Source organism: Terrabacter sp. 2TAF16, assembly GCF_052115065.1.
Taxonomy (GTDB): Bacteria; Actinomycetota; Actinomycetes; order Actinomycetales; family Dermatophilaceae; genus Terrabacter.
The window spans coordinates 210,738-237,533 of record NZ_JBFRFZ010000006.1 but is presented as its reverse complement, the minus strand read 5'-3'; the positions used below and the strand labels follow the sequence as shown (position 1 = coordinate 237,533).

23 protein-coding genes are annotated in these 26,796 nt (G+C 73.1%); 16 read left to right on the top strand and 7 right to left on the bottom strand.

The genetic code is table 11. The annotated features are described in order from the left end of the window. Positions 1–164: 164 nt before the first annotated feature. Positions 165–1,337, top strand: a complete 1,173-nt coding sequence (locus AB4Z14_RS09895) for an NAD(P)-dependent malic enzyme (protein WP_442275050.1) — start codon at positions 165–167, stop codon at positions 1,335–1,337. On the opposite strand, the gene AB4Z14_RS09890 is transcribed toward AB4Z14_RS09895, so the two are convergent. From AB4Z14_RS09890 to AB4Z14_RS09880, 3 genes are read right to left on the bottom strand one after another with little or no spacing between them, the layout of a single operon-like run. Continuing rightward, complete coding sequence (locus AB4Z14_RS09890) at positions 1,334–2,002, bottom strand: energy-coupling factor transporter transmembrane component T family protein (protein WP_442275049.1); 669 nt, start codon at positions 2,000–2,002, stop codon at positions 1,334–1,336. The genes AB4Z14_RS09895 and AB4Z14_RS09890 overlap by 4 nt on opposite strands. Continuing rightward, positions 1,999–2,709, bottom strand: coding sequence for an energy-coupling factor ABC transporter ATP-binding protein (locus AB4Z14_RS09885; protein ID WP_442275048.1), 711 nt, complete (start codon positions 2,707–2,709; stop codon positions 1,999–2,001). The genes AB4Z14_RS09890 and AB4Z14_RS09885 overlap by 4 nt, the downstream gene beginning before the upstream one ends. Positions 2,710–2,716: 7 nt before the next feature. Next, positions 2,717–3,430 (bottom strand): biotin transporter BioY, encoded by a 714-nt coding sequence (locus AB4Z14_RS09880; RefSeq protein ID WP_442275047.1) that lies wholly within the window; start codon positions 3,428–3,430, stop codon positions 2,717–2,719. A 52-nt stretch (positions 3,431–3,482) separates the two neighbouring features. Here AB4Z14_RS09880 and AB4Z14_RS09875 point away from each other — a divergent pair, with 52 nt between their 5' ends. Further along, positions 3,483–4,454 carry a zinc-binding dehydrogenase gene (locus AB4Z14_RS09875; protein WP_442275046.1) on the top strand — a complete coding sequence of 324 codons (972 nt, stop codon included), beginning with the start codon at positions 3,483–3,485 and terminating at the stop codon, positions 4,452–4,454. 34 nt (positions 4,455–4,488) lie between these two features. On the opposite strand, the gene AB4Z14_RS09870 is transcribed toward AB4Z14_RS09875, so the two are convergent. Next, on the bottom strand, positions 4,489–5,547 hold the full coding sequence (locus AB4Z14_RS09870) for a coenzyme F420-0:L-glutamate ligase (protein ID WP_442275045.1): 1,059 nt from the start codon (positions 5,545–5,547) through the stop codon (positions 4,489–4,491). Then, positions 5,544–6,548: a 2-phospho-L-lactate transferase gene (gene cofD, locus AB4Z14_RS09865; RefSeq protein ID WP_442275044.1), complete on the bottom strand. Its 1,005-nt coding sequence runs from the start codon at positions 6,546–6,548 to the stop codon at positions 5,544–5,546. Before cofD ends, AB4Z14_RS09870 begins: the two co-directional genes overlap by 4 nt. Positions 6,549–6,792: 244 nt before the next feature. On the opposite strand from cofD, the gene AB4Z14_RS09860 reads away from it, so the two are divergent. The 3 genes from AB4Z14_RS09860 to AB4Z14_RS09850 all read left to right on the top strand — a co-directional run bounded on the left by AB4Z14_RS09860 (position 6,793) and on the right by AB4Z14_RS09850 (position 11,829). Next, positions 6,793–7,059, top strand: a complete 267-nt coding sequence (locus AB4Z14_RS09860) for a WhiB family transcriptional regulator (RefSeq protein ID WP_020143018.1) — start codon at positions 6,793–6,795, stop codon at positions 7,057–7,059. Positions 7,060–7,237: 178 nt separating this feature from the next. Continuing rightward, entirely contained in the window at positions 7,238–10,366 is a 3,129-nt protein-coding gene (locus tag AB4Z14_RS09855) for a glycosyltransferase family 2 protein (RefSeq protein ID WP_442275043.1), read from the top strand. Beyond that, entirely contained in the window at positions 10,363–11,829 is a 1,467-nt protein-coding gene (locus AB4Z14_RS09850) for a DUF5719 family protein (RefSeq protein WP_442275042.1), read from the top strand. The genes AB4Z14_RS09855 and AB4Z14_RS09850 overlap by 4 nt, the downstream gene beginning before the upstream one ends. Before the next feature lie 31 nt (positions 11,830–11,860). Here AB4Z14_RS09850 and AB4Z14_RS09845 read toward each other — a convergent pair whose 3' ends face one another. Next, a complete protein-coding gene (locus tag AB4Z14_RS09845) occupies positions 11,861–12,295 on the bottom strand; it encodes a metallopeptidase family protein (protein ID WP_081633808.1) in 435 nt (144 codons plus the stop codon). A gap of 128 nt (positions 12,296–12,423) precedes the next feature. Here AB4Z14_RS09845 and AB4Z14_RS09840 point away from each other — a divergent pair, with 128 nt between their 5' ends. The 7 genes from AB4Z14_RS09840 to ahcY all read left to right on the top strand — a co-directional run bounded on the left by AB4Z14_RS09840 (position 12,424) and on the right by ahcY (position 19,997). Further along, positions 12,424–12,816, top strand: coding sequence for a DUF3499 domain-containing protein (locus tag AB4Z14_RS09840; protein ID WP_056824217.1), 393 nt, complete (start codon positions 12,424–12,426; stop codon positions 12,814–12,816). Between the two features lie 8 nt (positions 12,817–12,824). Beyond that, a complete protein-coding gene (locus AB4Z14_RS09835; RefSeq protein ID WP_442275041.1) occupies positions 12,825–14,315 on the top strand; it encodes a phosphomannomutase/phosphoglucomutase in 1,491 nt (496 codons plus the stop codon). Then, positions 14,312–14,566 carry a Trm112 family protein gene (locus tag AB4Z14_RS09830; RefSeq protein ID WP_442275040.1) on the top strand — a complete coding sequence of 85 codons (255 nt, stop codon included), beginning with the start codon at positions 14,312–14,314 and terminating at the stop codon, positions 14,564–14,566. The genes AB4Z14_RS09835 and AB4Z14_RS09830 overlap by 4 nt, the downstream gene beginning before the upstream one ends. A 5-nt stretch (positions 14,567–14,571) precedes the next feature. Further along, on the top strand, positions 14,572–15,720 hold the full coding sequence (locus AB4Z14_RS09825; RefSeq protein ID WP_442275039.1) for an SIS domain-containing protein: 1,149 nt from the start codon (positions 14,572–14,574) through the stop codon (positions 15,718–15,720). 95 nt (positions 15,721–15,815) lie between these two features. Next, complete coding sequence (locus AB4Z14_RS09820) at positions 15,816–17,207, top strand: mycothione reductase (RefSeq protein WP_442275038.1); 1,392 nt, start codon at positions 15,816–15,818, stop codon at positions 17,205–17,207. A 42-nt stretch (positions 17,208–17,249) separates the two neighbouring features. Next, positions 17,250–18,191, top strand: a complete 942-nt coding sequence (locus AB4Z14_RS09815; RefSeq protein WP_442275037.1) for a DUF808 domain-containing protein — start codon at positions 17,250–17,252, stop codon at positions 18,189–18,191. Positions 18,192–18,560: 369 nt separating this feature from the next. Then, entirely contained in the window at positions 18,561–19,997 is a 1,437-nt protein-coding gene (gene ahcY, locus AB4Z14_RS09810; RefSeq protein ID WP_442275036.1) for an adenosylhomocysteinase, read from the top strand. 107 nt (positions 19,998–20,104) lie between these two features. Here ahcY and AB4Z14_RS09805 read toward each other — a convergent pair whose 3' ends face one another. Further along, positions 20,105–21,622 carry a hypothetical protein gene (locus AB4Z14_RS09805; RefSeq protein ID WP_442275035.1) on the bottom strand — a complete coding sequence of 506 codons (1,518 nt, stop codon included), beginning with the start codon at positions 21,620–21,622 and terminating at the stop codon, positions 20,105–20,107. A gap of 168 nt (positions 21,623–21,790) precedes the next feature. On the opposite strand from AB4Z14_RS09805, the gene AB4Z14_RS09800 reads away from it, so the two are divergent. From AB4Z14_RS09800 to AB4Z14_RS09785, 4 genes are all read left to right on the top strand, one after another. Further along, entirely contained in the window at positions 21,791–22,333 is a 543-nt protein-coding gene (locus AB4Z14_RS09800; RefSeq protein ID WP_442275034.1) for a hypothetical protein, read from the top strand. Positions 22,334–22,564: 231 nt separating this feature from the next. Further along, on the top strand, positions 22,565–23,242 hold the full coding sequence (mtrA, locus tag AB4Z14_RS09795) for an MtrAB system response regulator MtrA (protein WP_020143004.1): 678 nt from the start codon (positions 22,565–22,567) through the stop codon (positions 23,240–23,242). Position 23,243: 1 nt separating this feature from the next. Further along, a complete protein-coding gene (mtrB, locus tag AB4Z14_RS09790; RefSeq protein ID WP_442275033.1) occupies positions 23,244–24,998 on the top strand; it encodes an MtrAB system histidine kinase MtrB in 1,755 nt (584 codons plus the stop codon). Then, positions 24,995–26,788 carry a GerMN domain-containing protein gene (locus AB4Z14_RS09785; RefSeq protein ID WP_442275032.1) on the top strand — a complete coding sequence of 598 codons (1,794 nt, stop codon included), beginning with the start codon at positions 24,995–24,997 and terminating at the stop codon, positions 26,786–26,788. Before mtrB ends, AB4Z14_RS09785 begins: the two co-directional genes overlap by 4 nt. Positions 26,789–26,796: the final 8 nt, after the last annotated feature.

Below are 26,796 nucleotides of genomic sequence, written 5' to 3'. Positions count from 1 at the left end.
CACACCGCGCCGGAGGCCCTTGGGTCGGTCCGTGTCGCCGTGCCATGATGGCGACTTCGGGCAACCCCCGTCGCGAGAACGAAACCTGCAGGCCAGACCCCCGGCACTGTCCACCAGTGAGGGCGCCTGCCCTCTTCGTCTCCATGCGAACGAGGTGTTCCAGCATGAGTGCGTTGCCCACCAGCCAGCTCTTCGACCCCAGCGACCCGGTCTTCCGGGCCCACGTGGGCGGGAAGCTCGGGGTACACGCCACGTCGGAGCTGCGCGATGCTGCCGACCTCTCCCTCCTCTACACGCCGGGGGTCGCCCAGGTCTCTCTCGCCATCGCGGCCGACCCGACGCTGGCCGCCGTCTACACGAGCCGACGCAACACCGTCGCCGTCGTCAGCGACGGCACCGCCGTCCTCGGGCTCGGCGACGTCGGACCGCTGGCCGCCATGCCCGTGATGGAGGGCAAAGCGGTGCTCTTCAAGCACTTCGCCGACGTCGACGCCGTCCCCGTGTGCATGGAGACCGGCAGCGTCGACGAGATCGTCGACGCGGTGGCGCGGATCGCACCGACGTACGGCGGCATCAACCTCGAGGACATCTCGGCGCCGCGGTGCTTCGAGATCGAGCGCCGGCTCCAGGACCGTCTCGACATCCCGGTCTTCCACGACGACCAGCACGGCACGGCGATCGTGGCCCTGGCCGCCCTGCTCAACGCGGTCAGGGTCGTCGACAAGGACCTCGCCGACCTCACGGTCGTCGTCTCCGGCGCCGGTGCCGCCGGTGTCGCCGTGAGCCGGATCCTCGTGTCGGCCGGCGTGGGCGACGTGGTCGTCGTCGACTCCCGTGGCGTGCTCGGTCCCGACCGTGACGACCTGGCCACCCACAAGCGCGAGCTCCGGGAGGTGACCAACCGGCACGGGGTGACCGGCGCCATCGGCGACGCGCTCTCCGGGGCCGACGTCCTCATCGGCGTCTCCGGGGGCACGGTCGCCGAGCGCGACCTCCTGCGGATGGCACCGCGCGCGATCATCTTCGCGCTCGCCAACCCCGACCCCGAGGTGCACCCGCTCGTCGCCGCCCGCTTCGCCGAGGTGGTCGCGACCGGCCGCTCCGACTTCCCGAACCAGATCAACAACGTCCTCGCCTTCCCGGGCATCTTCCGCGGTGCGCTCGACTCCGGGGCCCGCCGGATCACCGAGGAGATGAAGCTGGCGGCAGCGCACGCCATCGCCGGGCTCGTCGACGCGCCGACGGCAGACCGGATCGTGCCCAGCGTGTTCGACGAGCGCGTGGCGCCGGCCGTGGCCGAGGCCGTCTCGGGCCGGGTCCTCGGGGGAGTGCGCTAGCCGGCCGACCGTGACGACGCTCCCGGCCCGGACGGGCCGGGAGCGTCGTCGTCGGCCGGGTCGGTGAGTCCTCTGGCCGCGAGGGCCTCCCCCGTCGAGCGTGCGAAGGCGACGACGTGCACGACCGTCGGCACGACGACGGCCCGTGGGTCGCGGTCGAGGCCTCGGGCGCGGGCCGACTCGCGCACGCTGGAGAACGACCCGGCCACCCAGGGCACCGAGCGCACGACGACGCCGAGGGTGAGGGCCACGACCTCGGGGTCGACGACGCGGCGCAGCGGGCGGGCCGCCCGCACCACGCCGTCGAGCAGGTCGGTGACCGGGGTCGTCGCCGTGAGGATGCCCGCCGCGACGAACGCGTTGACGATGCCGAGGACGACGCGGACGGCATACGCGAGGTCGTGCGACCACCACTGGAAGGCCAGCAGGACGACGAGGACGGGGAGGAGGCCACGCATCGACCGCACGAGGCGGCGGGACGGCAGGCGCGCTGCCAGCACGACCCCGGCCAGGACGACGGTCGTGACGGCGAGCGGCCACACCGACTGCGCGAACCACGGCGTCGCCCCGACGACGAGGACGCCGACGAGCTTGAGCCACAAAGGCATTCGATGGACCACCGAGGTGCCGGGGACGTGCGCCGTGAAGAGGCCGGGACCGTTCACGGCGCGTCGGACAGTGCGAGGTAGCGCTCCACGGCCGTCCCCGGCTCACCGTCGAAGACGATGCGCCCCTCGTCGACGACGAGGGTCCGGTCGGCGTGGAGGGCGAGGTCGAGGTCATGGGTCGCGAGGACGACGGACTGGGGGAGCGAGTCGAGCAGGGAGCGCAACCGGAGGGTGTTGCGTCGGTCGAGGAGCGTCGTCGGCTCGTCGAGGACGAGCAGACCCGGTTCGGTGGCGAGGACGACGGCGAGGGCCATGAGCTGACGCTCACCCCCGGACAGGTCGTAGACGCTCTGGTCGGCGAGGTGGGCCAGTCCGAAGCGCTCGAGCACCCGCTCGGCGGCGGCCCGGCGGTCGGTGCGCGACCGGTGCAGCCGCCGCAGGGAGAGCTCGACGTCCTCGCGCCCCGTGGGCATGACGAGCTGGGAGATCGGGTCGGTGAAGGCGAACGCGACGCGCCGGCGCACGCGGGCCCCGTGACGCACCGTGTCGAGGGCGTCGACGGTGACGGTGCCCGACGTCGGGGTGACGAGGCCGTTGAGGAGGCGCAGCAACGTCGACTTGCCCGACCCGTTGGCGCCGATGACCGTCACCCGCGACTCGGCCAGGACGAGGTCGACGGGCCCGAGGATGGTGCGCGTCCGCTGCCCGGGCGAACCGTCGACGGGCACGGTCACCGTCGCGGCCTCGAGGCGGACCTCCGTCACGGACGGGTCACGCGCGGGGGCGCCGCGGGCGCACGAGGACGTCCGGGAAGGCGCGGTGCACGGCGACGGCGGCGACGACCGCGACGACGTCCTTGACGAGGTCGCCCGGGAGGAAGGGCAGGTCCGCGCTGATCGCGGCCGACAGCGGCAGCCGGAGGTTGACCATGAGCCCGACGACCCCGAGCGCGTGGACGACCGCGACGGTCGTCGCGAAGGAGGCGAGCAGGAGCACTGGCACCCAGAGCGACCGGTTGGTGCGGCGGACGACCACGCGGGCGGCGACGCCCACGACGAGCGCCGCGACGAGGAACGACACGAGGTAGCCGGCCGTCGGTCCGCTCAGCACCTGCAGGCCGGACTGACCCCGGCTGAAGACCGGCAGCCCGACGAAGCCGAGCAGCAGGTAGAGCGCCACGGCGAGTCCGCCGCGGAGGGGCCCGAGCACGAGCCCGGTGAGCACGACGGCGAGGGTCTGCAGCGTGATCGGCACCCCGAACCCGCCCACGGGGATGCCGGGCACGACGGCGGCCGCGACGAGGAGCGCCGTGAAGACGGCGACGAGAGCGACCGACTGCGCGTCGACGCCGTGGGTCTGCTGACCGGCGCCGCGACCGCCGGCCCGGGAGGCCTGGCCGGTCGTGGTGGCGCTCGACTCGACACGGTCCCGGGTCGCCGTCGTCGTCTGCGCGGGATCGTGGCGCACGGGGGTGTTGTCGGTCACGGGCAGGACCCTACCGGGGCGCCGTTCGGCCTCCGGTCACTATGGTGCTGGAATGCTCGCTGCCTACGCCGCCGGTCAGTCCGCCTCCGACCCGCTCTCCGGTCTCGTCGTCGGGGACCGCCCCGATCCGGAGGCCCGGCCGGGCTGGACCGTCGTCGACCTGCGCGCCGCCGCGCTCAACCACCACGACGTGTGGTCGCTGCGTGGCGTCGGCCTCGCGGCGGACCGGCTGCCGATGGTCCTCGGCTGCGACGGCGCCGGGGTCGACGCCGACGGAAACGAGGTCATCGTCCACGCCGTCGTCCCCTCGGAGGGCTGGCGCGGCGACGAGACCCTCGACCCGCGACGCACCCTCCTGTCAGAGCTGCACGACGGCACCCTCGCCGAGAAGGTCCTCGTCCCCGAGGGCAACGTCGTGCCGAAGCCGGCGTCGATGTCGTGGGAGACGGCTGCCTGTCTCTCGACGGCGTGGCTCACGGCATACCGCATGCTCTTCACCAACTCCGGCGTGCGGCCGGGCGGCACGGTGCTCGTCCAGGGCGCCGGTGGCGGTGTCGCCACGGCGCTCATCCAGCTCGGCTCGGCCGCCGGCTACCGGATGTGGGCCACCTCCCGCGACGAGGCCCGGGGTCAGCGGGCCCTCGAGATCGGCGCCGACCGCGTCTTCGGCTCGGGCGAGCGGCTGCCCGACCGCGTCGACGCCGTCATGGAGACCGTCGGCGCCGCGACGTGGTCGCACTCGGTCAACTCGCTCCGCCCCGGCGGGACGATCGTCATCTCCGGGGCGACGTCCGGCGACGCCCCGGCGAAGGCCGAGCTGACGAAGATCTTCTTCAAGCAGCTGCGCGTCGTCGGCTCGACGATGGGCACCCGCGAGGAGCTCGGGCAGCTGGCCCGCCTCGTCGAGCAGGCACGCATCGAGCCGGTCGTCGACTCGGTCCTGCCACTCGCCCGGGCCCGTGACGGCTTCGCACGGATGGTCGACGGCGACGTCTTCGGCAAGGTCGTCTTCACCGTCGGGTGACGTCCGCGGGCTCGTCCCGCCCTGCCCCCGGCGGTCAGGACCCGTGCGCGCCCGAGACGTGCACGACCGCCGACAGGCCGTCCGCCGACGGCGAGCCGGCATCGCCGACCAGCCACTCGCACCACAGCGCGGCCCGCAGCCGGGCGACGAGCTGTCCGAGCTCGTAGGGGCTGTCGGCGCCGAGGGTGACCGAGAGGCGGCCCACGTCGGCGGTGCCCGACTCGACGCCGTGAAGCGCAGCGCGAACCGCCCGGGACACCGCGTCGAGGCGGGTGGCGGTGCCGGCGGGGGCGATGCCTACGGCAACGGCCTCCGGGCTGCCCGGCTCGATGCCCAGGGCTGCCCGCACGGCCTCGACGCGTCCGTAGCCGAACCAGTCGCCCGGGCCGGTGCGCACGAGGTCGCGTCCACGGGGGTGGGACTCGAGGGGCTCGTCGACGAGGATCCCCGGCACCCCCCGCAGCACGGCGGCGGGCACGGCGGACACCTTGCCCTTCGCGAGGTCTGCCGCGGCGGCGATCTCGTCGGCGACCGCGCGGGTCGTCACCTCGAGCGGCTTGCCGTCGGCGTCGGTGCCCCCGCGCAGGTCGTCGAGGACGCGCAGCCCGTGGGCGCCGAGGGCGAAGTCGACCTGTCCGACGCGCCAGGCACGTCCGGCGGTGTCGCTCAGGACCACCCCGACCCGGACGCCGTGCCGCGCGACGAGGGCGTCATGGACCTGCTGACAGATGCCGTCGGGGTCGTGGGGGAGCAGCAGCCACCCGCCACGTGCCCCTGTGTTGGAGCCGTCGACACCCGCCGCCGCCATGATGGGTCCGGCCTTGGCGCGGACGATCCGCGTGACGCGGTCGCCCACCGAACGCTCGGCGACGACGTACTCGGTCTCGCCGTGCACGACGCGGTCCTTGTCGGGATCGTGCGTCACGAGACCGAGGGCCTTGCTCGCGATCTTGCTCGAGACGACGACGACGTCGCCGTCGGCGAGCCGGACGCCCGCGTGGTCGAGACCGACCTGGAGCACATCGGCGAGGTCGTCCCCCTCGCGCACCTCGGGTATGCCGGTGAGCGGGGTGATCGTGATCGGCGCGGTCACGCCCGGGCTCGCTCCGTGCGCAGCCGCAGACCGAGGTCGAGGGCCGCCCCGGCCATGTCGGCGGCTGCCTCGACCGAGCTCATGAGCAGCGGGCGGCGCAGGACCTCGAGACCGCGGCGTGCCGGCATGGGGTCGTCCTCGTCGACGAGCCAGCCGTCGAGGAAGTCGGCGTAGAGCCCGGCGACGCCGGCGCTCGACTCCTCGACCCCGATCGTGCGCAGGCACACGTCGGCGTGGCCCCGCACCGGACGCCCCCCGACGAGGGGGGAGACCCCGACGACCGGCGCGCGGGTGCCGCGCAGCGCGTCACGCACACCCGGGACGCCGAGGATGATGCCGATCGAGACGACGGGGTTGCTCGGCGGCAGGATGACGACGTCGGCCTCGCGGATCGCGTCGAGCACGCCGGGAGCCGGCGTGGCTCGGTCGAGGCCGGCCACGACGAACCGGTCGGCAGCGAGCTCTGCGCGGTGGCGCACCCACCACTCCTGGAAGTGGATGGCCCGCTGCTCGCCGTCCTGCTCGACGACGACGTGCGTCTCGACGGGGGTGTCGGTCATCGGCAGGAGGCGTACGCCGAGCTCACCGAGCCCCCAGCGGGCCGAGAGCCGCTTGACGACGCCGCTCAGCGGCATACCCTGGCCGAGCAGCTGTGAGCGGTAGACGTGGGTGCCGAAGTCCTTGTCTCCCAAGGTGAACCACTGTGGCTCGGCGCCGAGCGCGGCGAGCTCCTCGGCGAGGTGGTGCGACTCGTCGGCGCGCCCCCAGCCCTGCCCCTCGTGGATGCCTCCGCCCAGGGTGTAGAGCAGCGTGTCGATGTCGGGGCACACCCGCAGGCCGAAGAGCGTGATGTCGTCGCCGGTGTTGCCGATGACCGTCAGCTCGAGCGGATCGGGGCGGTCGGGATCGGCGACCAGTGGGTAGGTCTGTCGGGCGTGGTGGAGCAGGCCCCGGAGGAACCGGGCGCCGCCGACTCCTCCGGCCAGGGCGGTGATGCGCATGCGCCGATCCTCTCAGCAGTCTGCTCCCGTCCCGTCGTGCGGGGTCGGCCCGGACATGTCGAACCTGCGAATATCACCAACGGGCTTGACGTAGGGCATATGACACGCATGTAATTTCATTGTTGTATTCGGTCGGGGTTGGATCGCTGGGAATCTTGGACGCATTTGTCCGGAACCTCCGGAGAACGGTGCCGCTCGGTGCGACAGTGCTGACACAAAGTGCAGTCAGGGTCGAGGAGGGGTCATGCACGAGTTGATGGTTGTTTGGTCGGACACGGGCGAGCAGGAGGGTGAGCTCTCCTGGCAGGAGCGCTCGCTCTGCGCCCAGACCGACCCGGAGGCGTTCTTCCCTGAGAAGGGCGGCTCCACCCGCGAGGCCAAGAAGGTCTGCGTGGGATGCGAGGTGCGATCCGAGTGCCTCGAGTACGCCCTGTCCAATGACGAGAGATTCGGCATCTGGGGCGGACTGTCCGAGCGAGAGCGCCGCAAGCTGAAGAAGCGCGCGGTCTGATCGTGAGGTTCCAGCCCGGCACCTCGCTGGTGTCCGGGTGCAGGTAGCCGCTGTGCCCGACGAGCTCGCCGAAGACCTGAGCACCCCCGCTGGCGCGGGGAGTGCGTCGTCCGTGTCGTTGTCCGCCCCTCCCTCCACCGGGCATCGACCGAACGGAACGGTCGACGCGATCGTCGTCGTGCACAACGGAGCTGCGTGGCTGGCGCAGTGTCTCGACGGCCTGGCCGCCCAGACACTGCCGCCAGCGCGGCTCGTCATCGTCGACGTCGCGAGCAGCGACACGTCGAACGCCATCGCGCGCGCCCACTCCGGCGTGCGTCGGGCGATCCCCTCCGTCGAGATCGTGCGTCTCGACGGCCGCGTACCGATCGGTCGCGCCATCGACGCCGGTGTCGCGTCGCTCCCCGTCGGCGCCGACGCGTCCACGAGCTGGGTCTGGGTGCTCCACGACGACACCGTGCCGCGTGCCAACGCGCTCGCCCAGCTGCTCCAGGCCGGGCTCCGCTCGAAGTCCGTCGGGGTGGCCGGGCCCAAGATCGTCGCCTGGGACGACCCGCGACGCCTCGTCGAGATGGGCATCCAGATCACCCGCACGGGCCGCCGCCTGGCCTCGCCCGCCCGCGGGGAGGCCGACCAGGGCCAGTACGACCACCGCGCGGACGTCCTCGCGGTGAGCACGAGCGGCATGCTCGTGCGACGCTCCGCCTACGACGACATCGGTGGCTTCGACCCCGCGTTCGTCGAGCACGGAGCCGACCTCGACCTCGGCTGGCGGGCGCAGCTCGCCGGCCACCGCGTCATCGTCGTGCCGGGTGCGGTCGTGCGGGACGCGTCCGCCGGCATCGACGGTGAGCGACCGGGTGTCCCCAGCCCTCGTGAGCTCGAACGCCGCGGGCGCCGGGCCGCCCGACAGGTCACGCTGGCCCGCTGCTCGCCGCTGGCCGCACCGTTCCTCGCCGTCTGGATGGCGCTGTCCGCCCTCGTGTCGTCCGTGACCCTGCTCGTGGCCAAGCGCCCGAGGCAGGCGTGGCGCGAGCTGACCGACGTCAGCGCGCTGCTCCACCCGTTCGCGACCCTCGGCGCCCGCTGGCGTGGACGCCGGACCAAGCGGTTGCGCCGGGACCACCTCGGCACGCTCTTCGTCGCACCGGCCGTGGCCGCTCGCACCACCATCGACCACATCCAGGACGCCATCACCCCCGAGCGCACCCGCGCGCGGCGCGAGGCGGCCGTCACCACCGAGACCGGCCCCGTCGCCGACGACTCCGAGTCGCTCGACCACCTGCCGGCATCGCTGCCGCGTCGCATCGTCTCGCACCCCGGGTTCCTCGCCGTCCTCGCCGTGCTCGTCGCGACGACGGCCGCCTGGCGCGACGCCATCCGGGCCGGGGCGCTCTCACCCACGAACGCCGGCGTGGCCGGCGGCGAGCTGCGACCCGTGTCGACCGACGCCTCTGGCCTGTGGCACGCGTTCCGCGACGCCTGGCACGGCGCCGGACTCGGCACCGGCGCCGAGTCCGGCCCCCATCTCGCCGTGCTCTCCGCCCTCACCTGGCTCGCCGAGCGGGTCCCCGGCGTCGCCGAGAGCCGGTCGAGCGCCGGGGTGACCATCGCCTGGCTGCTCTTCCTCACGCCGGTGCTCGCGACGTGGTCGGCCTATCTCGCCGGACGCGTCGTCACCTCCTCGCGGGTCGCCCGGGCGCTGGGTGCCCTGGCCTGGGGCACGGCCGGCGTCGCCGCGACCGGCATCGCGCAGGGTCGGGTCGGCGTGGCCGTCGTCCACGTCCTGCTGCCCTTCGTCCTCGCCGGCTTCTGCCTCGCGGCCCGCCGCGACGGCACCTTCACCGCCTCCTTCGCGACGGCGCTCGCGACGGCGGTGGTCGGGGCCTTCGCGCCGCCGCTGCTCGCGCTCTCGGTCGTCGCGGCCCTGCTGCTCCTGGTCCTCGGCCCGGGCCTGCGCCGGGCCCGCGCTCTCGTCCTGCTCGTCGTGCCCACCGCGCTCCTCGGACCGTGGGTGGCCCAGTTCGTCGAGGACGCACGGCTGCTCCTCTCCGGTCCCGGCCTCGTCACGACCGTCGACGACCGCGGCCCGTCGGGGGTGCTTGCGCACGTCCTCGGCGAGCCCGGGGCGACCAGCTGGGCCGTGTGGCTCGGTGCGCCGCTCGTCCTGCTCGGGGTCCTCGGGCTGGCGACGCGGGGACGCAGCCGCGCCGAGTCCGTCGGTCTGCTCGTCGGTGGGGTGCTCGCGCTGCTCGGGCTCGCCGCCGCCCTCGTGTCCGGGCGGGTCGTCCTCGGCTCGGCCGAGACCGGGGTCGGGCAGTCCGCCACGGCACACCTCTGGGCGGGCGTCGGCGTGCAGCTCTGGCTGGCCGGCCTGCTCGTCGGGGTGCTGGCGGGCAGCAGGCCCGTGCTCGAGTCGCTGGCCCGTCCGGGTCGTCGCTGGGGGTTCGCCGCAGCCGTCGCCGCCGCGGCGCTCGCCGTCGTCCCGGTCCTGGCCGGCGCCGCCTCCTGGGGCGTCCAAGGGATCGGCCACACGCTCTCGGTGGGGCAGGCCACCCTCCCCGCCGTCGCGATCGAGCAGGGCAGCGGCCCGCTCGGCAACCGCCTGCTGCTCCTGCGTCCGTCCGACGACGTCGTGGACTTCGTCCTCGCCGGTCAGGAGCCGGGCGAGCTGCTGCGTGACCTCGACCGCACCCCCGACGCCGATGACGCGCCGCTCGTCGACGCCGTGGCCAACCTCGTGGGCGGCCGCGGGGCCGACTCCCTCGACTCCACCGCCCTGGCCCGCCTCGGCGTCGGCTTCGTGCAGGTGCGGGCGACGGCCGACTCCGCGCTCGCCCGCCGCCTCGACTCCTCCGAGGGTCTGAGCCGTCTCGGCACGAGTGAGCGCGGCATCCTCTGGAAGGTGCAGCCGCTCCCCGCCGCCGACGGCGGGGTCGCTGCGACCGCTCCGTCCCGGGCCCGCCTCGTCGACGCCGATGGAGCGCTGCTGCGGGTCGTGCCCACGTCGGGACCGCACGCCGCGGTCGACACGATGCTTCCGGCCGGGAAGGCCGCACGCTTCGTCGTCCTGGCCGAGCCCGCCGAGTGGTCGCAGCAGGCGCTCGTGACCTTCGACGGCCGAGAGCTCGTACCGGTGGCCGGGGCCGCCCAGCCCACGTATGCCGTGCCACCCACCGCCGGGGAGCTCGAGATCGATCTCGCTGCAGCACAGCCGTGGTGGCGCCTCGGCCAGGGTCTGCTGCTCGGCTTCGTGGTGTTCATGGCCGTGCCCTTCGGCAACCGACGCTCGAGGAGGCGCACATGACGAACGTGTCCGGAATGGTCCGGGCGGGCGCCGTGGCGCTCGTCGCCGCCGGACTCGCGGTCGGAGCGACCCGGGTGAGCGGCTCCGTGCAGCTCGCGACCCCGGGCGGGCAGGCCGGCCTGCCCGAGTCCTCCACCGTCCTGCTCGACGAGTCCTCCCTCGTGTGCCCGGGCCAGCAGCGACTCGGAGCCACGGGGCTGAGGGACGTCGAGGGCACCGTCACCGTCGCGGCGGCCACTCCCGACCAGGGTGTCGTCGCCGGCGCACCGGCGGGCGGCTCCGGCACCGTCGCCCTGCTCGGCGGCTCGTCGTCCACCGGGCTCGCCCAGAGCTCAGACCGGGGAGCGGAGGTCTCGGCCGGCACCGCCGCCCCCGACGTCGTCATCGCGAGGGCGCGGGGCGCCTTCGCCCCCGGGCTCGTGGCCACCCAGGTGTGGCGCCACGGCGGTGACGACGACCGCGGCCTGGCCGTGACCCCCTGCCAGCTGCCGTCGTCCGACGTCTGGCTCGTCGGTGGCGGTGGAGGCCCCTCGCGCACCGAGCGCGTCATCGTCAGCAACCCCGGAGCCAACGCCGTGTCCGTCTCCCTAGAGGTCCTGGGGCGAGGGGGGCCCGTCGACGCGGCCGGCGCGCGCAGCATCTCCATCCCGCCTCTCTCGCGGGAGGTCGTCTCGCTCGACGCCCTCGCGCCCGACGAGGCCGGTCCGGTCGTCCACGTCACCGCCACCGGTGGCGTCGTGTCGGCCGTGCTCGACGAGCAGTGGATCCTCGGTGCGACCGGCCGTGGCATCGACGACGCGACCCGCGCCGCGTCGCCGAGCACCGACCTCGTCGTGCCCGGTGTCGAGACCGGTGGCGGCATCTCGCTGCGCCTGGCCAACCCCGGAAGCACCGAGGCCCTGGCCCAGGTGCGACTGCTCACCGACAAGGGGGCGGTGCAGCCGGAGGACCTCCGGGCCGTGCGCGTGCCGGCGGGCTCGACGCTCGACGTGGCGATGCCGTCCAACCCGGCTGCCATGGGTGTCGGTGTCCGGTCCGACCACCCGCTCGTGGCTGCGGCCTGGACCGAGCGCCGGGCGACGACCGGCGACCAGATGGGCGACTTCGCCTGGACGCCCGCGACCCCGGCTCTCCGGGGAGTCGCCGGAGTCCTGCTGCCCGGACTCGACGGCACCACGAAACGCCTTCTCCTGACAGCAGGTTCGGCTCCCGCGACGGCTCAGGTGCGGCTCGGCTCCGGCGACAGCGCCCAGGTGTCCACCGTCGACGTGCCGGCCGACTCGACCGTGGCCGTCGACGCCAAGGACGCGAAGAGCGTGTGGGTCGTGCCGACGAAGGGGACACTGCGAGGCGCCGTCTCCGTGGCAGGGGTCGACGGGGGAGTGCCGTTCTTCTCGGTGGCCTCGCTCAGTGACGCACCCGTGCGGGCCCTGTCGGTGCCGGTGCGTCAGGTGCGCAACTAGCGACGGCCCCGCCCGGCCCGGTGTCGGCGGGTCACTCGCCGAAGCCGGGGTCGAGCTCCTCGGGAGCGACCCCGAGCAGCCCGGCGACCTGCTCCGTCACGATGTCGGCCACGAGGGCAGCGACGTCTCGCCGGTCGGTGACGCGCGTCTCGACGGGCCGACGGTAGACGACGATCCGCGCCGGACGCGCGCTCGTCGCCGGGTAGAGCCGGCCGAGCGGCACCTCGCGGTGGTCCCACGGAGCAGGTCCGCGGGGCACGTCCTCGACGGCGAACTCCACTGCGGGAAAGGCACGCCCGCACGTCGCCTCGAGCCGGGCCGCGGCGTCGAGGACGAAGTCGTCGAACTCGTCGCGGCGCGAGGTCATGGCGGGGACCGGCGGCCAGGCCAAGGGCCCCCGGCGGCCACGTCCGTGCCGGTCACGCCGACGACGGCGCCCGGGCGTGCGGGGTGAGGCGGTGTCCACGTCTCCACTCTAGATCGACCGTCACCTCGCGCACGGACGCCACCCGGCGGCATACGCCCGCGGTGATCTCGTGCTCGGACGGCGTGGTGATTCGTCCTCTTCGGGAGGGCGGACTAGAGTCCCGGATCGTGGGTCTGACACGTGGTTGCTCGAAGACGGGATGCGCCCGTCCTGCCGTCGCGACCCTGACGTACGCCTACGCCGACCGCGCGGTCGTCGTGGGCCCGCTCGCGACCTACGCCGAGCCGCACACCTACGACCTGTGCCTCGAGCACGCCGAGCGGATGACCGCCCCCCGTGGCTGGGAGGTCGTGCGTGTGGGTGGAGACTTCCCCGAGCCGGCCCTGGCCGCCGACGACCTCCTCGCTCTGGCCGACGCCGTCCGCGAGGCCGGCCGCCCGCGCACGAGCCGCCCCGGAGAGACCCGCACGACGTCCCGGGGCCAGGCTGCCGCGGAGGCGGAGTCCGGCGCCGTCGAGTCCGGCCGCCGCGGACACCTGCGCATCCTCAAGGACTCCTGACCACTAGGGTGTTCGGCGTGCCCCACCTCGCAGACTTCGTCAAGGCCTACGACGTACGTGGAATCGTGCCCGACCAGCTCTCTCCCGACGTGGCCCACGCCCTCGGCGCCGCGTTCGCCGAGGTCGTCGCCGTCCCGGACGGGGCCAGCGGTGTCGTCATCGGCCACGACATGCGCCCGAGCTCGCCGGAGCTCTCCGCGGCCTTCGCCGCCGGTGTGACCTCGCGCGGCGTCGACGTGACCGTCATCGGGCTCTGCTCGACCGACGGCCTCTACTACGCCAGCGGCGCCCTCGACCTCCCCGGCGCCATGTTCACGGCGAGCCACAACCCGGCCCAGTACAACGGCATCAAGCTGTGCCGGTCGGCGGCCCGCCCCGTGGGCCAGGACTCGGGTCTCGCCGAGATCCGCGACCTCGCCCAGTGGCTGCTCGACGGTGGGACCGGCCTCGCGCACCCGGCCGGGGGTCCCGGCTCGGTGACGACGCGCGATCTGCTCGGTGACTACGCCGCCTTCCTGCGCGGCCTCGTCGACCTGTCCGGTTCGCGCCCGCTCAAGGTCGTCGTCGACGCCGGCAACGGCATGGGCGGCCACACGGTGCCGGCCGTGCTCGGCACGGGCGGCGGGCTGCCCGAGCTGCCACTCGAGATCGTCCCGCTCTACTTCGAGCTCGACGGCACCTTCCCGAACCACGAGGCCAACCCCCTCGACCCCGCCAACCTCGTCGACCTCCAGGCCGCCGTGCGTCAGCACGGTGCCGACATCGGCCTCGCCTTCGACGGTGACGCCGACCGCTGCTTCGTCATCGACGCCGACGGCGAGCCCGTCTCGCCCAGCGCCGTCACCGGGCTCGTCGCGGTCCGCGAGATCCTCCGCGCCCGCGAGGGCGGCGACACCGAGGTGTCCATCGTCCACAACGTCATCTCGAGCGCCGCGGTGCGCGAGATCGTCGTCGAGCACGACGCGACGCCGGTGCGCACCCGCGTCGGCCACTCGTTCATCAAGGCCGAGATGGCCCGCGCCGGAGCCGTCTTCGGCGGCGAGCACTCGGCTCACTACTACTTCCGCGACTTCTGGTACGCCGACACCGGCATGCTCGCCGCCATGCACGTGCTCGCCGCCCTCGGCGAGCAGGACGGCCCGCTGTCCGACCTCTGTGGCGAGTACGAGCGATACGTCGCATCCGGCGAGATCAACTCGACGGTGACCGACCAGGCCGCCGTCGTCGAGCAGGTACGGGCCTGGGCCCAGGGGCGCGGCGCCGGCACCGACGAGCTCGACGGGCTCACCGTCACGAGCCCCGAGGGCGACGCCCCGACGTGGTGGTTCAACGTGCGCGCCTCCAACACCGAGCCGCTCCTGCGGCTCAACGTCGAGGCCGCCGACCGTGAGACGATGCAGGACGTGCGCGACGAGCTGCTCGCCCTGATCCGGTCGGGTGCCACCGCGGGCGACGAGAACGGGTCCACCACCGCCCAGGACGCAGGAGACGCTTCGTGAGCCAGAGCCAGCAGACGATCGAGCCGTGGCTGCGCGGCATCCTCCGGTGCCCGCAGTGCAAGGGCGAGCTCGTCGACGCCGTGCACACGACGGGTGAGCCGGCCGGCACGAGCGAGACCACCGAGAACACCGCGACCACCACGACTGCCGAGACCGCCGAACTGCGCTGCGACGCGTGCCACCTCGCCTACCCCGTCGAGGGCGGCGTCCCCGTCCTGCTCGTCGACCTCGCCCGCCGCACCGACGGCTGAGACCGGTGGGCGCCGTGTTCGACGAAGCCCGCCTCGACGACGAGGGCGCCCTGGCCTCTCTCGACGCCAGCGACACGCTGCGCGCCCTGGCCGGCGCGGGTGCCCAGGTGCGGCGCACGGTCGCGGCCTCGGCCGAAGCCGGCCTCGACCGGCTCCGTGACGTCGGGCCCCGTGGGGTCGTCGTCGCGGCCGCCGGCGGCTCCGTCGCCGTAGCCGACCTCTTCGAGGCCGTGTCCCGCGGCGCGGCGGCCCTGCCGGTCCAGAGCTGCTCATCGGGGTCGCTCCCCGGCTGGGTGGGGGCCCTCGACGTCGTCATCGCCGTGTCCCAGTCCGGTCGGGCGGCCGGAACGCTCGCGCTCGCCGCCGAGGCTGCGCGGCGAGGCGCGTTCCTCGTCACCGTGGGGGCGGCCGACTCGCCGCTGGCCGACGTCTGTGCCCGGGCCCACGGCGTGCACGTCCCCATCGCGCTCAGCGGGGTGTCCTCACGGACGTCGGTGTGGGCCCAGGCCATCCCTGCGCTGCTCGCCGCCGACGCCATGGGCATCGCGTCCGTCAGCCACGAGACGCTCGCCGAGCTCGCCGACGTCCTCGACCGCACGGCCACCGACGCGCGACCGTCGTCCGAGTCGTTCGTCAACCCCGCCAAGGTGCTCGCGACCGAGCTCGCCGAGTCGACGCCCATCGTCCTCGGCGAGGGACCCTTCGGCGACGTCACGGCCCGCCGGGCCGCCGCCATGTTCGGCCGCACGGGCCGGGTGCCCGTCGCGCACGGCGCCCTGCCCGACGCCGCGAGCCAGATCGTCGCGTGCTTCGACGGCCCACTCGCGCCGGGCCAGTCCGGGGGCGGCGGGACCGACGACATCTTCGCCGACCCGTTCCTCGACGGCCCGACGCGGCCGCCGCTGCGGCTCATCATGCTGCGCGACACCTCGCCCGGGGAGCCGCACGGTCTGGTCGACACCGTCGTGTCCGTGGCTGAGGACGCCGGTGTGCGCGTCTCGCTCATCGACGCCCCGGCCGCCGACCCCCTGCTGCGCCTCGCGCACCACGTCGCCCTGGCCGACTTCGCCGCGACCTACCTCGCGCTCGGCTTCGGCTTCGACCCCGCGAACTCGCCCCACGTGCGCCTGCTGCGGGGCGCCCGCGACACCTGACCCGCCCGAGACACCGAGGGCGTATGCCCGTGTGCCGATCGTGCGCAAACGGATGCCGTCCGGGGTCGGTCGGTTCACCCACGTAGGCTGCCACGGTGACGGAGCACTACGACCTGGCCATCATCGGCAGCGGCTCGGGCAACTCGCTCGTGACCCCCGACTTCGACGACAAGCGCGTCGCGATCATCGAGGGTGGGACGTTCGGCGGCACCTGCCTCAACGTCGGCTGCATCCCGACGAAGATGTTCGTCTACGCCGCGGACCTCGCGCGCGACGTGCGCGAGGCCGGCCGCTACGGCGTCGACGCCACGCTGGAAGGGGTGCGCTGGGCCGACGTCCGCGACCGCGTCTTCGGGCGCATCGACCCCATCTCGGACGGTGGCCGGCGCTACCGCGTCGAGGGACCCAACACCACGGCCTACCTCGGGCACGCGCGCTTCACCGGTGACCGGACGCTCGTGGTCGACCTCGGCGACGGCCGCGAGGAGACGCTGACGGCCGACCAGGTCGTCGTGGCCGCCGGCGCCCACCCGGTCGTGCCCGACGTCGTCACCGAGTCGGGCGTGCCGTTCCACACCTCCGACACGATCATGCGCATCGCCGCGCTGCCCGAGCGGCTCGCGATCATCGGCGGCGGTTTCATCGCGGCCGAGATGGCCCACGTCTTCGCCTCGTTCGGCGTGCAGGTCACGGTCGTCGCCCGGTCGTCGCTGCTGCTGCGCCACCTCGACACCGACATCGCGCAGCGTTTCACCGACCTGGCCCGCGAGCAGTGGGACGTGCGCACCGAATCGACGGTCACGGCCGTCGAGACCGGCGCCGGGGGAGCGGGCGTGCGCCTGCGCCTCGACGACGACACGGCCGTCGACGCCGACCTGCTGCTCGTCGCCACCGGTCGCGTGCCCAACAGCGGGGGCCTCGGCGTCGAGGCGGGGGGCCTGCGGCTGCTCGACGACGCGCGCATCGAGGTCGACGCCTACGGCCGCACGAGCGCCCCGGGTGTCTGGGCCCTCGGCGACATCAGCGCGCCGCACCAGCTCAAGCACCTGGCGAACGCCGAGGCTCGGACCATCGCGCACAACCTCGTGCACCCCGGCGACCTGCGCGTCCTGCCGCACGAGAACGTGCCGTCCGGGGTCTTCAGCCACCCGCAGATCGCCACGGTCGGCCTGACCGAGCAGGAGTGCGTCGAGCAGGGCCGCGCGCACACGGCCTACGTCCAGGCCTACGGCGACACGGCATACGGCTGGGCCATGGAGGACACGACGGGCATCTGCAAGCTCGTGGCCGACCCCACGACGGGTCTCCTCCTCGGAGCCCACCTCATGGGTCCGCAGGCGACCTCCCTCATCCAGCCGCTCGTGCAGGGGCTGGCGTTCGGCACGACCGTCCACGACCTCGCCCGCGGGCAGTACTGGATCCACCCGGCTCTCGCGGAGGTCGTCGAGAACGCGCTGCTCGGGCTGAAGCTCGACGACCCGGCCTGAGCGCGTTCCCAGCGGGCTCCCAGACCACCCTAGGATGACGCCATGGCAGGCGGACTCGTAGCGCTCCTCGACGACATCGCGGCACTCGTGAAGCTCGCGGCGGCATCCGTCGACGACGTGGGCGCTGCCGCCGCGAAGGCCAGCGTCAAGGCCACCGGCGTCGTCGTCGACGACACGGCCGTGACCCCGCGCTACGTGCAGGGTCTGGCACCCGAGCGCGAGCTGCCGATCATCAAGCGGATCGCGCTCGGCTCGCTGCGCAACAAGCTGCTCATCATCCTCCCGGTCATCATGGTGCTCAGCCAGTTCGTGCCGTGGCTGCTGACGCCGATCCTCATGGTCGGCGGCGCCTACCTCGCCTACGAGGGCGCCGAGAAGGTCTGGGAGATCGTCTCGGGCCACGAGGAGGAGGAGGCCGAGGTCGGCGAGGTCGACGAGAAGGCCGTCGTCTCCGGCGCGATCCGCACCGACTTCATCCTGTCGGCCGAGATCATGGTCATCGCCCTCAACGAGGTCGACACCGAGCCGTTCGTCTCTCGCCTCATCATCCTCGTCATCGTGGCGCTGCTCATCACGGCGCTCGTCTACGGCGTCGTCGGCCTCATCGTCAAGATGGACGACGTCGGCCTGCACCTCGCCGGACGCGAGTCAGGGGCCTCGCAGCGCATCGGCCGGGGCCTCGTCAAGGGGATGCCGAAGCTGCTCTCGGTGCTGTCGACCGTCGGCATCGCGGCGATGCTCTGGGTCGGTGGGCACATCCTGCTCGTCGGCGTCGACGAGCTCGGCTGGCACGCGCTCTACGACCTCGTCCACCACCTCGAGGAGGGCGTGGCCGGGGTGGCCGGCATCGGTGGCTTCCTCGCCTGGGTCGTCAACACGCTCGCGTCGGCCCTCATCGGTCTCGTCGTCGGCGCCGTCGTCGTCGCCGTCCTGCACGTCATCCCGCGCCGCACGAAGCACGACGAGGCCGCAAGCACGCACTGACCCGCACCGCTGGAGCCGGCCGCTCGGCGTATGCCGTGTGCTGGCCTCTCTTGAGTCGCTGGGGAGGCCGCGGGGTGGGATCCGTCGCCACGCCCTTCATACGTCCGCCCGGGCGGAGGAGGTGGGGCGGTTTCGGGTCTGGCGACTGCACCAACTCCGCCGGGGCGGGGGTAGGTGCCGCCGAGACAACGTATGCGCTCAGACCGCGGGGAGCTGTGGGGCGTGGCAGCGCAGGCCTCGACAGGGGATTCGAGGCCGACGAGGCTCGCGGCTAGACTGGGCGACTGCCGGCGTGGGTGATGACCCGCCAGATGAGCCCAGAGGGGCGCGCCGGGTCTGCAGACCGACGATCAAAGGAAACGATCACTCATGTCCTTCGACTACAAGGTTGCCGACCTGAGCCTCGCCGAGGCCGGCCGACACCAGCTCCGACTCGCCGAGCACGAGATGCCCGGCCTCATGGCGATCCGCGAGGAGTACGCCGAGGCCCAGCCCCTCAAGGGCGCCCGCATCGCCGGCTCCCTCCACATGACGGTCCAGACGGCCGTGCTCATCGAGACGCTCACCGCGCTCGGTGCCGAGGTCCGCTGGGCCTCCTGCAACATCTACTCGACGCAGGACGAGGCCGCCGCGGCCGTCGTCGTCGGCCCGAAGGGCTCCGCCGACGACCTCCAGGGCGTGCCCGTCTTCGCCTGGAAGGGCGAGACGCTCCCCGAGTACTGGTGGTGCACCGACCAGATCCTCACCTGGCCCGGCGGCGAGGGTCCGAACATGATCCTCGACGACGGCGGCGACGCGACGATGCTCGTCCACAAGGGCCGCGAGTGGGAGCAGGCCGGCCAGGTGCCCCCGACCACCGAGGAGGACTCCGAGGAGTTCGGCGTCTTCAAGGAGCTCGTGCGTCAGACGCTGACCACCGACCCGCAGAAGTGGACGACGGTCGCCGCCGGCATCAAGGGCGTCACCGAGGAGACCACGACCGGTGTCCACCGCCTCTACCAGCTGGCCGAGGCCGGCGAGCTGCTCTTCCCGGCCATCAACGTCAACGACGCGGTGACCAAGAGCAAGTTCGACAACACCTACGGCTGCCGCCACTCGCTCATCGACGGGCTCAACCGCGCCACCGACGTCCTCATCGGTGGCAAGGTCGCCGTCGTCGCCGGCTTCGGCGACGTGGGCAAGGGCTGCGCCGAGTCCCTCCGTGGCCAGGGCGCCCGCGTCATCGTCACCGAGATCGACCCGATCTGCGCCCTGCAGGCCGCGATGGAGGGCTTCCAGGTCGCCCGCCTCGAGGACGTCGTCGAGTCCGCCGACATCTTCATCACGACGACCGGCTGCTACGACGTCATCACGGCCGAGCACATGACGAAGATGAAGAACAAGGCGATCGTGGCCAACATCGGCCACTTCGACAACGAGATCGACATGGCCGGCCTCGCTCGCGTCCCCGGCATCCAGAAGACCGAGATCAAGCCGCAGGTCCACGAGTGGACGTTCACCTCGGGCAGCTCGATCATCGTGCTCTCCGAGGGCCGCCTGATGAACCTCGGCAACGCCACCGGCCACCCGAGCTTCGTCATGAGCAACTCGTTCTCCAACCAGACGATCGCCCAGATCGAGCTCTTCACGAAGACCGGCGACTACGCCAAGCAGGTCTACACCCTGCCGAAGCACCTCGACGAGAAGGTCGCGCGCCTGCACCTCGACGCCCTCGGCGTCCGGCTCACCGAGCTGACCAAGGGCCAGGCCGAGTACCTCGGCGTCGACGTCGCCGGGCCGTACAAGCCGGAGCACTACCGCTACTGAGCCCGCCCGTACCGCCCCGCAGGGGAGCGGCACCTGACGGCGTACGTATGCCGCCCACCTCACGAGGTGGGCGGCATCCGTGTGTTCGGGGTGGGGAGTGCTGCCGGTCAGCGCGGTGCGCGGAGCAAGACGTACTCCGAGCCGCGCTGCACGACCGTCCACTGCGCCTGCTCCGTCAGCGCCTCGATGACCGGCTGCCCCTTGGTGAGCAGGGCGTACGTGCAGCCCGTCCGGCGCACGTAGGCCTGCGAGCCCGGGGCCGCGCGCTCGAAGTCGAGGTGCTCCTTGACGTGTCCGGTCGCGTAGACCTCGACGCGCCCGTCGATGGTGGGCCGTACGTTCGGGTGGCGCCAGATGAGCCAGCCCCCGACGCCGTAGTCGTTGCACACGACGGTGCCCTGCGGCAGGGCCGACAACGGCGTGTCGAGGTCGTTGGCCCCCCACGTCGGGACGGCCGCTCGGGTCGGCAGGATCAGGGCTGCGACGAGCAGCCCGAGCGCCGCGAGGCCGACGGTCAGGCCGACCTCGCGCCGAGTCACGGGTTCGCGGTCCGGCGGGAGGAGGCCCTGGATCGTCGCCGCGGCGACCGGGGCGATGATGGCGGCTCCGACGGCGACCGTCCGGCTGTAGAGCAGGGCCAGCCCGATGGCGAGCCCGACCAGGAGGATGTCGGTCCAGCGGGCGCGGTGCCGGGCGCGAGCCCAGACGAGGACGACGGCGGCTGCGAGGGCGAGGAAGGCGAGGAAGCCCGGCTGCCGGAGCGACGGCGGCATCCACTCCTCGATGTACTGGGTCGTCTCGTTGACGGCGAAGGGCGACAGGAGCAGCTCGGGTCCGGTCGGCGTCACGGCGGCGGCCGCGAGGGAGGCCAGTGGCACGAGCGCGAGGCGCAGCCACTGCCGGCGGGTCACCGCACGGTCGAGCGCGATCCCGAGCAGCGCGACGACCCCGATGACGACACCGAAGAACCACATGCCGTGCGTGCAGGCCCAGACCCACGTGACGGGCACGAGCCACCACCGCGGGCGAGCGTCCGCGGCCGAGCGCAGCCAGGCCGCAGTGAAGGCCACGGCGAAGGCGAACGAGAGCAGGTGCGGCCGCAGCGACAGGCTCTGGCTCATCGCCACGAGTGCGACGGACGTGACGGCGGCCGAGGCGAGGAGCGAGGCCCGCGGCCGGGTCGCGCGCCACAGGGTGAGTCCGATGGCGGCCCCGCCGAGGGGGAGCAGCCAGGCCACACCGGGCAGCCCGAGGAACTGCTGGACGACGCTCATGAGCAGCTCGGGCAGCCACTCGTGCAGCCGCCACGGCTGCGTCGACATCGTGCTCCACGGGTCGGGCCCGTTGAAGGTCCACGTCTCGCGGAGCCGGTCGCCGGCCGCGAGGTGCCAGAAGGTGTCCGGGTCACCGACCGGACGGGCGACCTGCACGACGGCGACGAGGATGACGAGGCCGGGTAGCGCCTGGCGCACGCCGAGCGGCAGCGGGCCGCGTCGGCCGCGCGGGGTCGGCTCCGGCCCTCCGTCGACCGGGCCGTCGACCGGGCCGTCGACCGGGCCGTTCTCCAGTCCGGTGTCCGGAGCCAGCTCGGCAGCCGGGGCGGTTCCCCGCGTGTCGCTCGTCACCGGGCGATCATCCCCGCTCACCGGACGGGACGGGGGCTTTTGGGCGGATTGGCACGCGGCGCGGCTGGTCGCGCGAACCGCTCCTGCCGTGCTCCTCGACGCTCCCGGGCGGCCCTCCCGTGGGAGGATCGGGAGACTCACCGACCACCCGTCTGGCAGGGACCCTCCATGAAGAAGCTCCTGACCGGTGCACTCGCACTGGCCCTCTCCGTCTCGCTCGCCGCCTGCTCGAAGTCCGTCGACCCGGCAGCGACACCGACTCCGGCCGGCTCGACCTCGAGCGCGACCACGCCGTCGGACGCGATGTCGTCGGGCACGACCGACGACACCGGCGCCACCGACACGGGCACGACGAGCGCGACGGCCGGTCCTGTCGACCAGGCGACGCCCGAGGCTGCGATGACCTCGTGGCTCGGCGCCATGGTCGCCGGGGACGGCAACACGGTGTGCGCGCTCATGGCCACGGGAGGCAAGGCCATCTCGAGCATCCCCGGGGCCGCCGCGGCCTGCGGCAAGACCATCACGCCGATGCTCGACCAGATCAAGGAGCTTGGGGCGGCCTTCCAGGGCCTGAAGATCAGCGGCGCCACGGTCAACGGCAACAACGCCACCTTCGAGAGCGTCACGACCGAGCCGGCGCTCGCCGCCGACGTCGTCTCGAGCTTCAAGGCCGTCAAGATCGGCGGCAAGTGGTACGTCACGCAGAGCTGACGGCCTGACGCCGCACCGCTCCACGAGGGGTCCCGACACCGTCGGGGCCCTTCGCCGTGTCCCGAGCCGTATGCCGCGTGGCCCGCTCCCGTCACGTGCTCGCGGAGGGTGCGCGGACGGCATAGGGCGCCCGGTCACGACTCGCTTGGGTCAGCAGGTCGTCAGGCGTGTGTGATGATTTGGTCAGGACGTACGGGGCGCGTGGTCCGCGGTCCCGGGAAGGAGTGTGTCGTGAAGGGTCGGGTACTGGTCGTCGACGACGACCTCGCACTCGCCGAGATGCTCGGGATCGTGCTGCGCAACGAGGGGCTCGAGGTCACGCACGTGGCCGACGGCTCCGAGGCGGTCGGTGCCTTCCGTGAGTCGCGGCCCGACCTCGTGCTGCTCGACGTCATGCTCCCGGGGCTCGACGGCATGGAGGTCTGCCGTCGCATCCGTGCCGAGAGCGGGGTGCCCATCGTCATGCTCACTGCCCGCACCGACACCGTCGACGTCGTCGTGGGGCTCGAGTCCGGCGCCGACGACTACGTCGTCAAGCCCTTCAAGCCGCAGGAGCTCATCGCCCGCGTCCGAGCCCGGCTGCGCCGCGGCGATGAGCCCGCGCCCGAGAAGCTGTCGATCGGCGACCTCGAGATCGACGTGGCGGGCCACTCCGTCAAGCGCGACGGCGAGTCACTGTCCCTGACGCCGCTCGAGTTCGACCTGCTCGTCGCGCTGGCGCGCAAGCCCTGGCAGGTCTTCACCCGCGAGGTGCTCCTCGAGCAGGTGTGGGGCTACCGCCACGCGGGTGACACCCGCCTCGTCAACGTCCACGTCCAGCGACTGCGCTCCAAGATCGAGCACGACCCCGAACGACCCGAGATCGTCGTGACCGTCCGTGGCGTCGGTTACAAGGCCGGCCCGTCCTGACATGACGGAGCGCGCGGCCCGAAGCGGACCCGCGGGGCTGGCCTCGCGGGCCGGTGCGGCGTTGCGCCGGGCCTGGCGCCGGCTGCTCCACCTGTGGCGGGCCTCCCTCGGCTTCCGCGTCGTCGTCGTGACGATGCTCCTCGGCATCCTCGTGCTCACCGCGGTGGGCACCTACCTCTACGGCTCGATCGCCCAGGGGCTCGTCGACAGCCGCCAGCGCATCGCGTCGGAGGACAGCCTGCGCGACGCGACCGACGCCCAGGGACAGTTCGACTCGACCGACCAGACGGACACGCAGGAGAAGCTGACCCAGTTCGCGACGACGCTCATCAACACCTACCGGCGCGACGCGGGCAACGAGACGCGGTACGTCGTGCTGACGCGGTTCGACGACAACACGTCGCCGTTCATCGTCAGGACGGTCGAGAGCGGCAGCGTCGGCGTCCGGTTCATCCCCGACGAGCTGCGCCAGCAGGTCGCGGCCCAGCCCGACCGCCAGCACCTCCAGGTCGCGACGATCGAGGAGGGCAACGACACCATCTCCGCCGTCATCGTCGGCCAGAAGGTCGTGCTCCCCGTGGCGGGCAACTACGGCCTCTACTTCATCTACCCGATGGACCGTGAGCGCGAGATCATCAGCTTCATCGGGCAGACCTTCCTCTTCGGCGGTGCCGCCCTCATCCTGCTCATCGGTGCCATCGCCTTCGTCGTGACGCGGCTCGTCGCCGACCCGGTGCGTCGCGCCGCCTCCGTCGCCGAGCGCTTCGCCGAGGGCAACCTCAACGAGCGCATGCAGGCGAAGGGCGAGGACGACCTCGCACGCCTCGGCACGTCCTTCAACGGGATGGCCGCCTCGATCCAGCAGCAGATCGCCCAGCTCGAGAACCTCTCGCGCGTGCAGCAGCGGTTCGTCTCGGACGTCTCGCACGAGCTGCGCACGCCGCTCACGACGATCCGCATGGCCGGTGACCTCATCCACGACTCCCGGCACGACTTCGAGCCGACGGTCGCCCGCTCGGCCGAGCTGCTCCGCGGCGAGCTCGACCGCTTCGAGTCGCTGCTCAGCGACCTGCTCGAGATCTCGCGGTTCGACGCCGGTGCGGCCGTGCTCGAGGTCGAGGCGAGCGACCTGCGTGCCTGCGTCGAGCGGGCCGTCGACGCGCACCGCACCCTCGCCGCCCGCAAGGGCACCCAGCTCGTCGTCAACGCACCCTCGAGCGCCGTCGTCGCCGACATGGACTCGCGCCGCATCGAGCGCATCCTGCGCAACCTCGTGTCCAACGCCGTCGAGCACGGCGAGGGCAAGCCCGTCGAGGTGACGATCGGGTCCAACGACTCCGCCGTCGCCGTGACGGTGCGCGATCACGGCGTCGGGCTCCGGCCGGGCGAGGCGGCGCTCGTCTTCACCCGTTTCTGGCGTGCGGACCCCGCCCGGGCCCGCACGACCGGGGGTACCGGCCTCGGCCTCGCCATCGCGCTCGAGGACGCCCGGCTGCACGCCGGCCGCCTCGAGGCCTGGGGAGCACGGGGAGAGGGGTCGTGCTTCCGCCTCACCCTGCCGCGCCAGGCCGATGCGACGATCACGAGCTCGCCCCTGCCGCTCAGCCCGCTCGCGGCGGAGGCCGCCCGCGCCCGCGCGGCCGGAGGGGACGACTCGACCGGCCCTGCCGGCGGCGACGGGTCCTCGGACGCCGGCCGCCCGGCCGACGACGACACGCTGCGGCTGCGACGCATCGTCGTGGAGCGCGCCCCGTGAGAGCCCGTGGTCTCGCGGCGCTGCTGCTCGCCGCCTCCACCGCCCTCGCGGCGTGCGGTGGCCTGCCCGCCACCGGCCCGGTCGTCGAAGGGCGCGCGCTGGGCGAGGTGCTCAACGAGCCGGTCCGCGTCGTGGCCGTCGGCCCGTTCGACGGGGCGAGCCAGGAGGCTGTCGTCCGGGGGTTCCTCCGGGCGGGCGAGGACACCGACGAGACCCATGCCACCGGGCAGTTGTTCCTCACGCCGCAGTCGGTCGACCTCTGGCGATGGTCGAGCGAGGACGTCGTCGTCTACGACGGTGACCTCACGCTGCGCCGGCTCACCGACGACACCGTCGAGGTGAGCGCCGACGCCCTGGCCAGGCTGACCCCGGACGGCCGCTACGTCGAGCAGCCGCCCGGCACCCGGGAGAAGGTGACCCTCGGCCTGACGAAGGTGGGCGGCGAGTGGCGCGTGGAGCTGCCCAAGACCGGCTTCGGGCTGTGGCTCGACAACGACCAGTTCAACCGCGTCTACGTCAACCGGGTCGTCCACTACGTGACGCGCACCGGGCGCGACCTCGTGCCGGACTCGCGGTGGTTCCCGATCGGGTCCCGTCTGGCCACGACCCTGGCGCGGGCCCAGTTGAGCGCCGTGCCCGGCCACCTCGCGGGCGCCGTCGCCACGGGCGTGCCCACGGGCACCCGGCTGGCCGTCAACGCCGTCCCGGTGACGAACGGCAGGGCCCAGGTCAACCTCAGCAGCGAGGCGCTGTCGGCCGACCCGGCCGGTCGCGCCGCGATGTGGGCCCAGCTGACCAAGACGTTGAGCCAGATCTCGTCGGTGAGCTCGGTGTCCCTCGCCGTCGACAGCACCCAGCTCGAGCTGCCCGGCGGCGTGACCACGGTGTCGTCCGCGGCCGAGCTCGGCTACGACGTCGTCCCCAAGACCTTCCTCGACACGGCGCAGCTGCGCACGGGAGATGCCATGAGGCGCTTCGACCCGCGCTACGTCCCCGACACGAAGGACGCGAAGCGGCCCGACCTCAAGCCCAAGGACGGCGACATCGCGCGCATCCCCGACACGTGGCGCAGCCTCGCGCTCGCCGTCGACAGCAAGCAGGTGGCGGCGGTGTCGGCCAACGGGCGTGACCTGTCGATCTGGCGAGCGACCGAGCAGCCGAGGACGGTCACCTCCTTCGCGACGTCACTCATCCGCCCGGTCTACGACGCCGACGGCTACCTGTGGATCGCCGGCAGCGACGAGCACGGCGACGACCGGGTCTACGTGCTCGACTCCGTCTCGAGCGACCCCGACTCCGCCCCGAAGCCGATCAGCACGCCGTGGCTGGGGGACCGCCGGGTCAAGGCCATCGCCGTGGCCGCGGACGCCACCCGCGTGCTCATCGTCACGACCGACCGGTCGGGAGGCGACGAGCAGCTCGGTCTCAGCGGCATCGTCCGCGCGACGAACGGCGAGCCGCAGGCGCTCGCGCAACCGCTGCGCCAGGCCCAGTCGCTGACCCGCATCCAGGACGTCACCTGGCTCGACCCGGTCGGGTACGCCGTCCTGGGCCAGGAGCGCCAGGGTGACCCGATGCGGGCGTGGCTCGCGACGATCGGTGCGGGCGTCGACGGCACACGGACGGGCGCAGCGCGGCTCGGCGCGGTCCCCGGAGCCGTGACCATCACGACCGTCGGCGGCCCGCGCGGCATCATCATCGTCACGAGCGACAACCGGGTGCTCGCCAGGGCAGGCTCGAACTGGCCCCTCATCGAGCGCGGCAGCGACGTCCTCGTCCCCGGCGGCTGAGCGCCGCC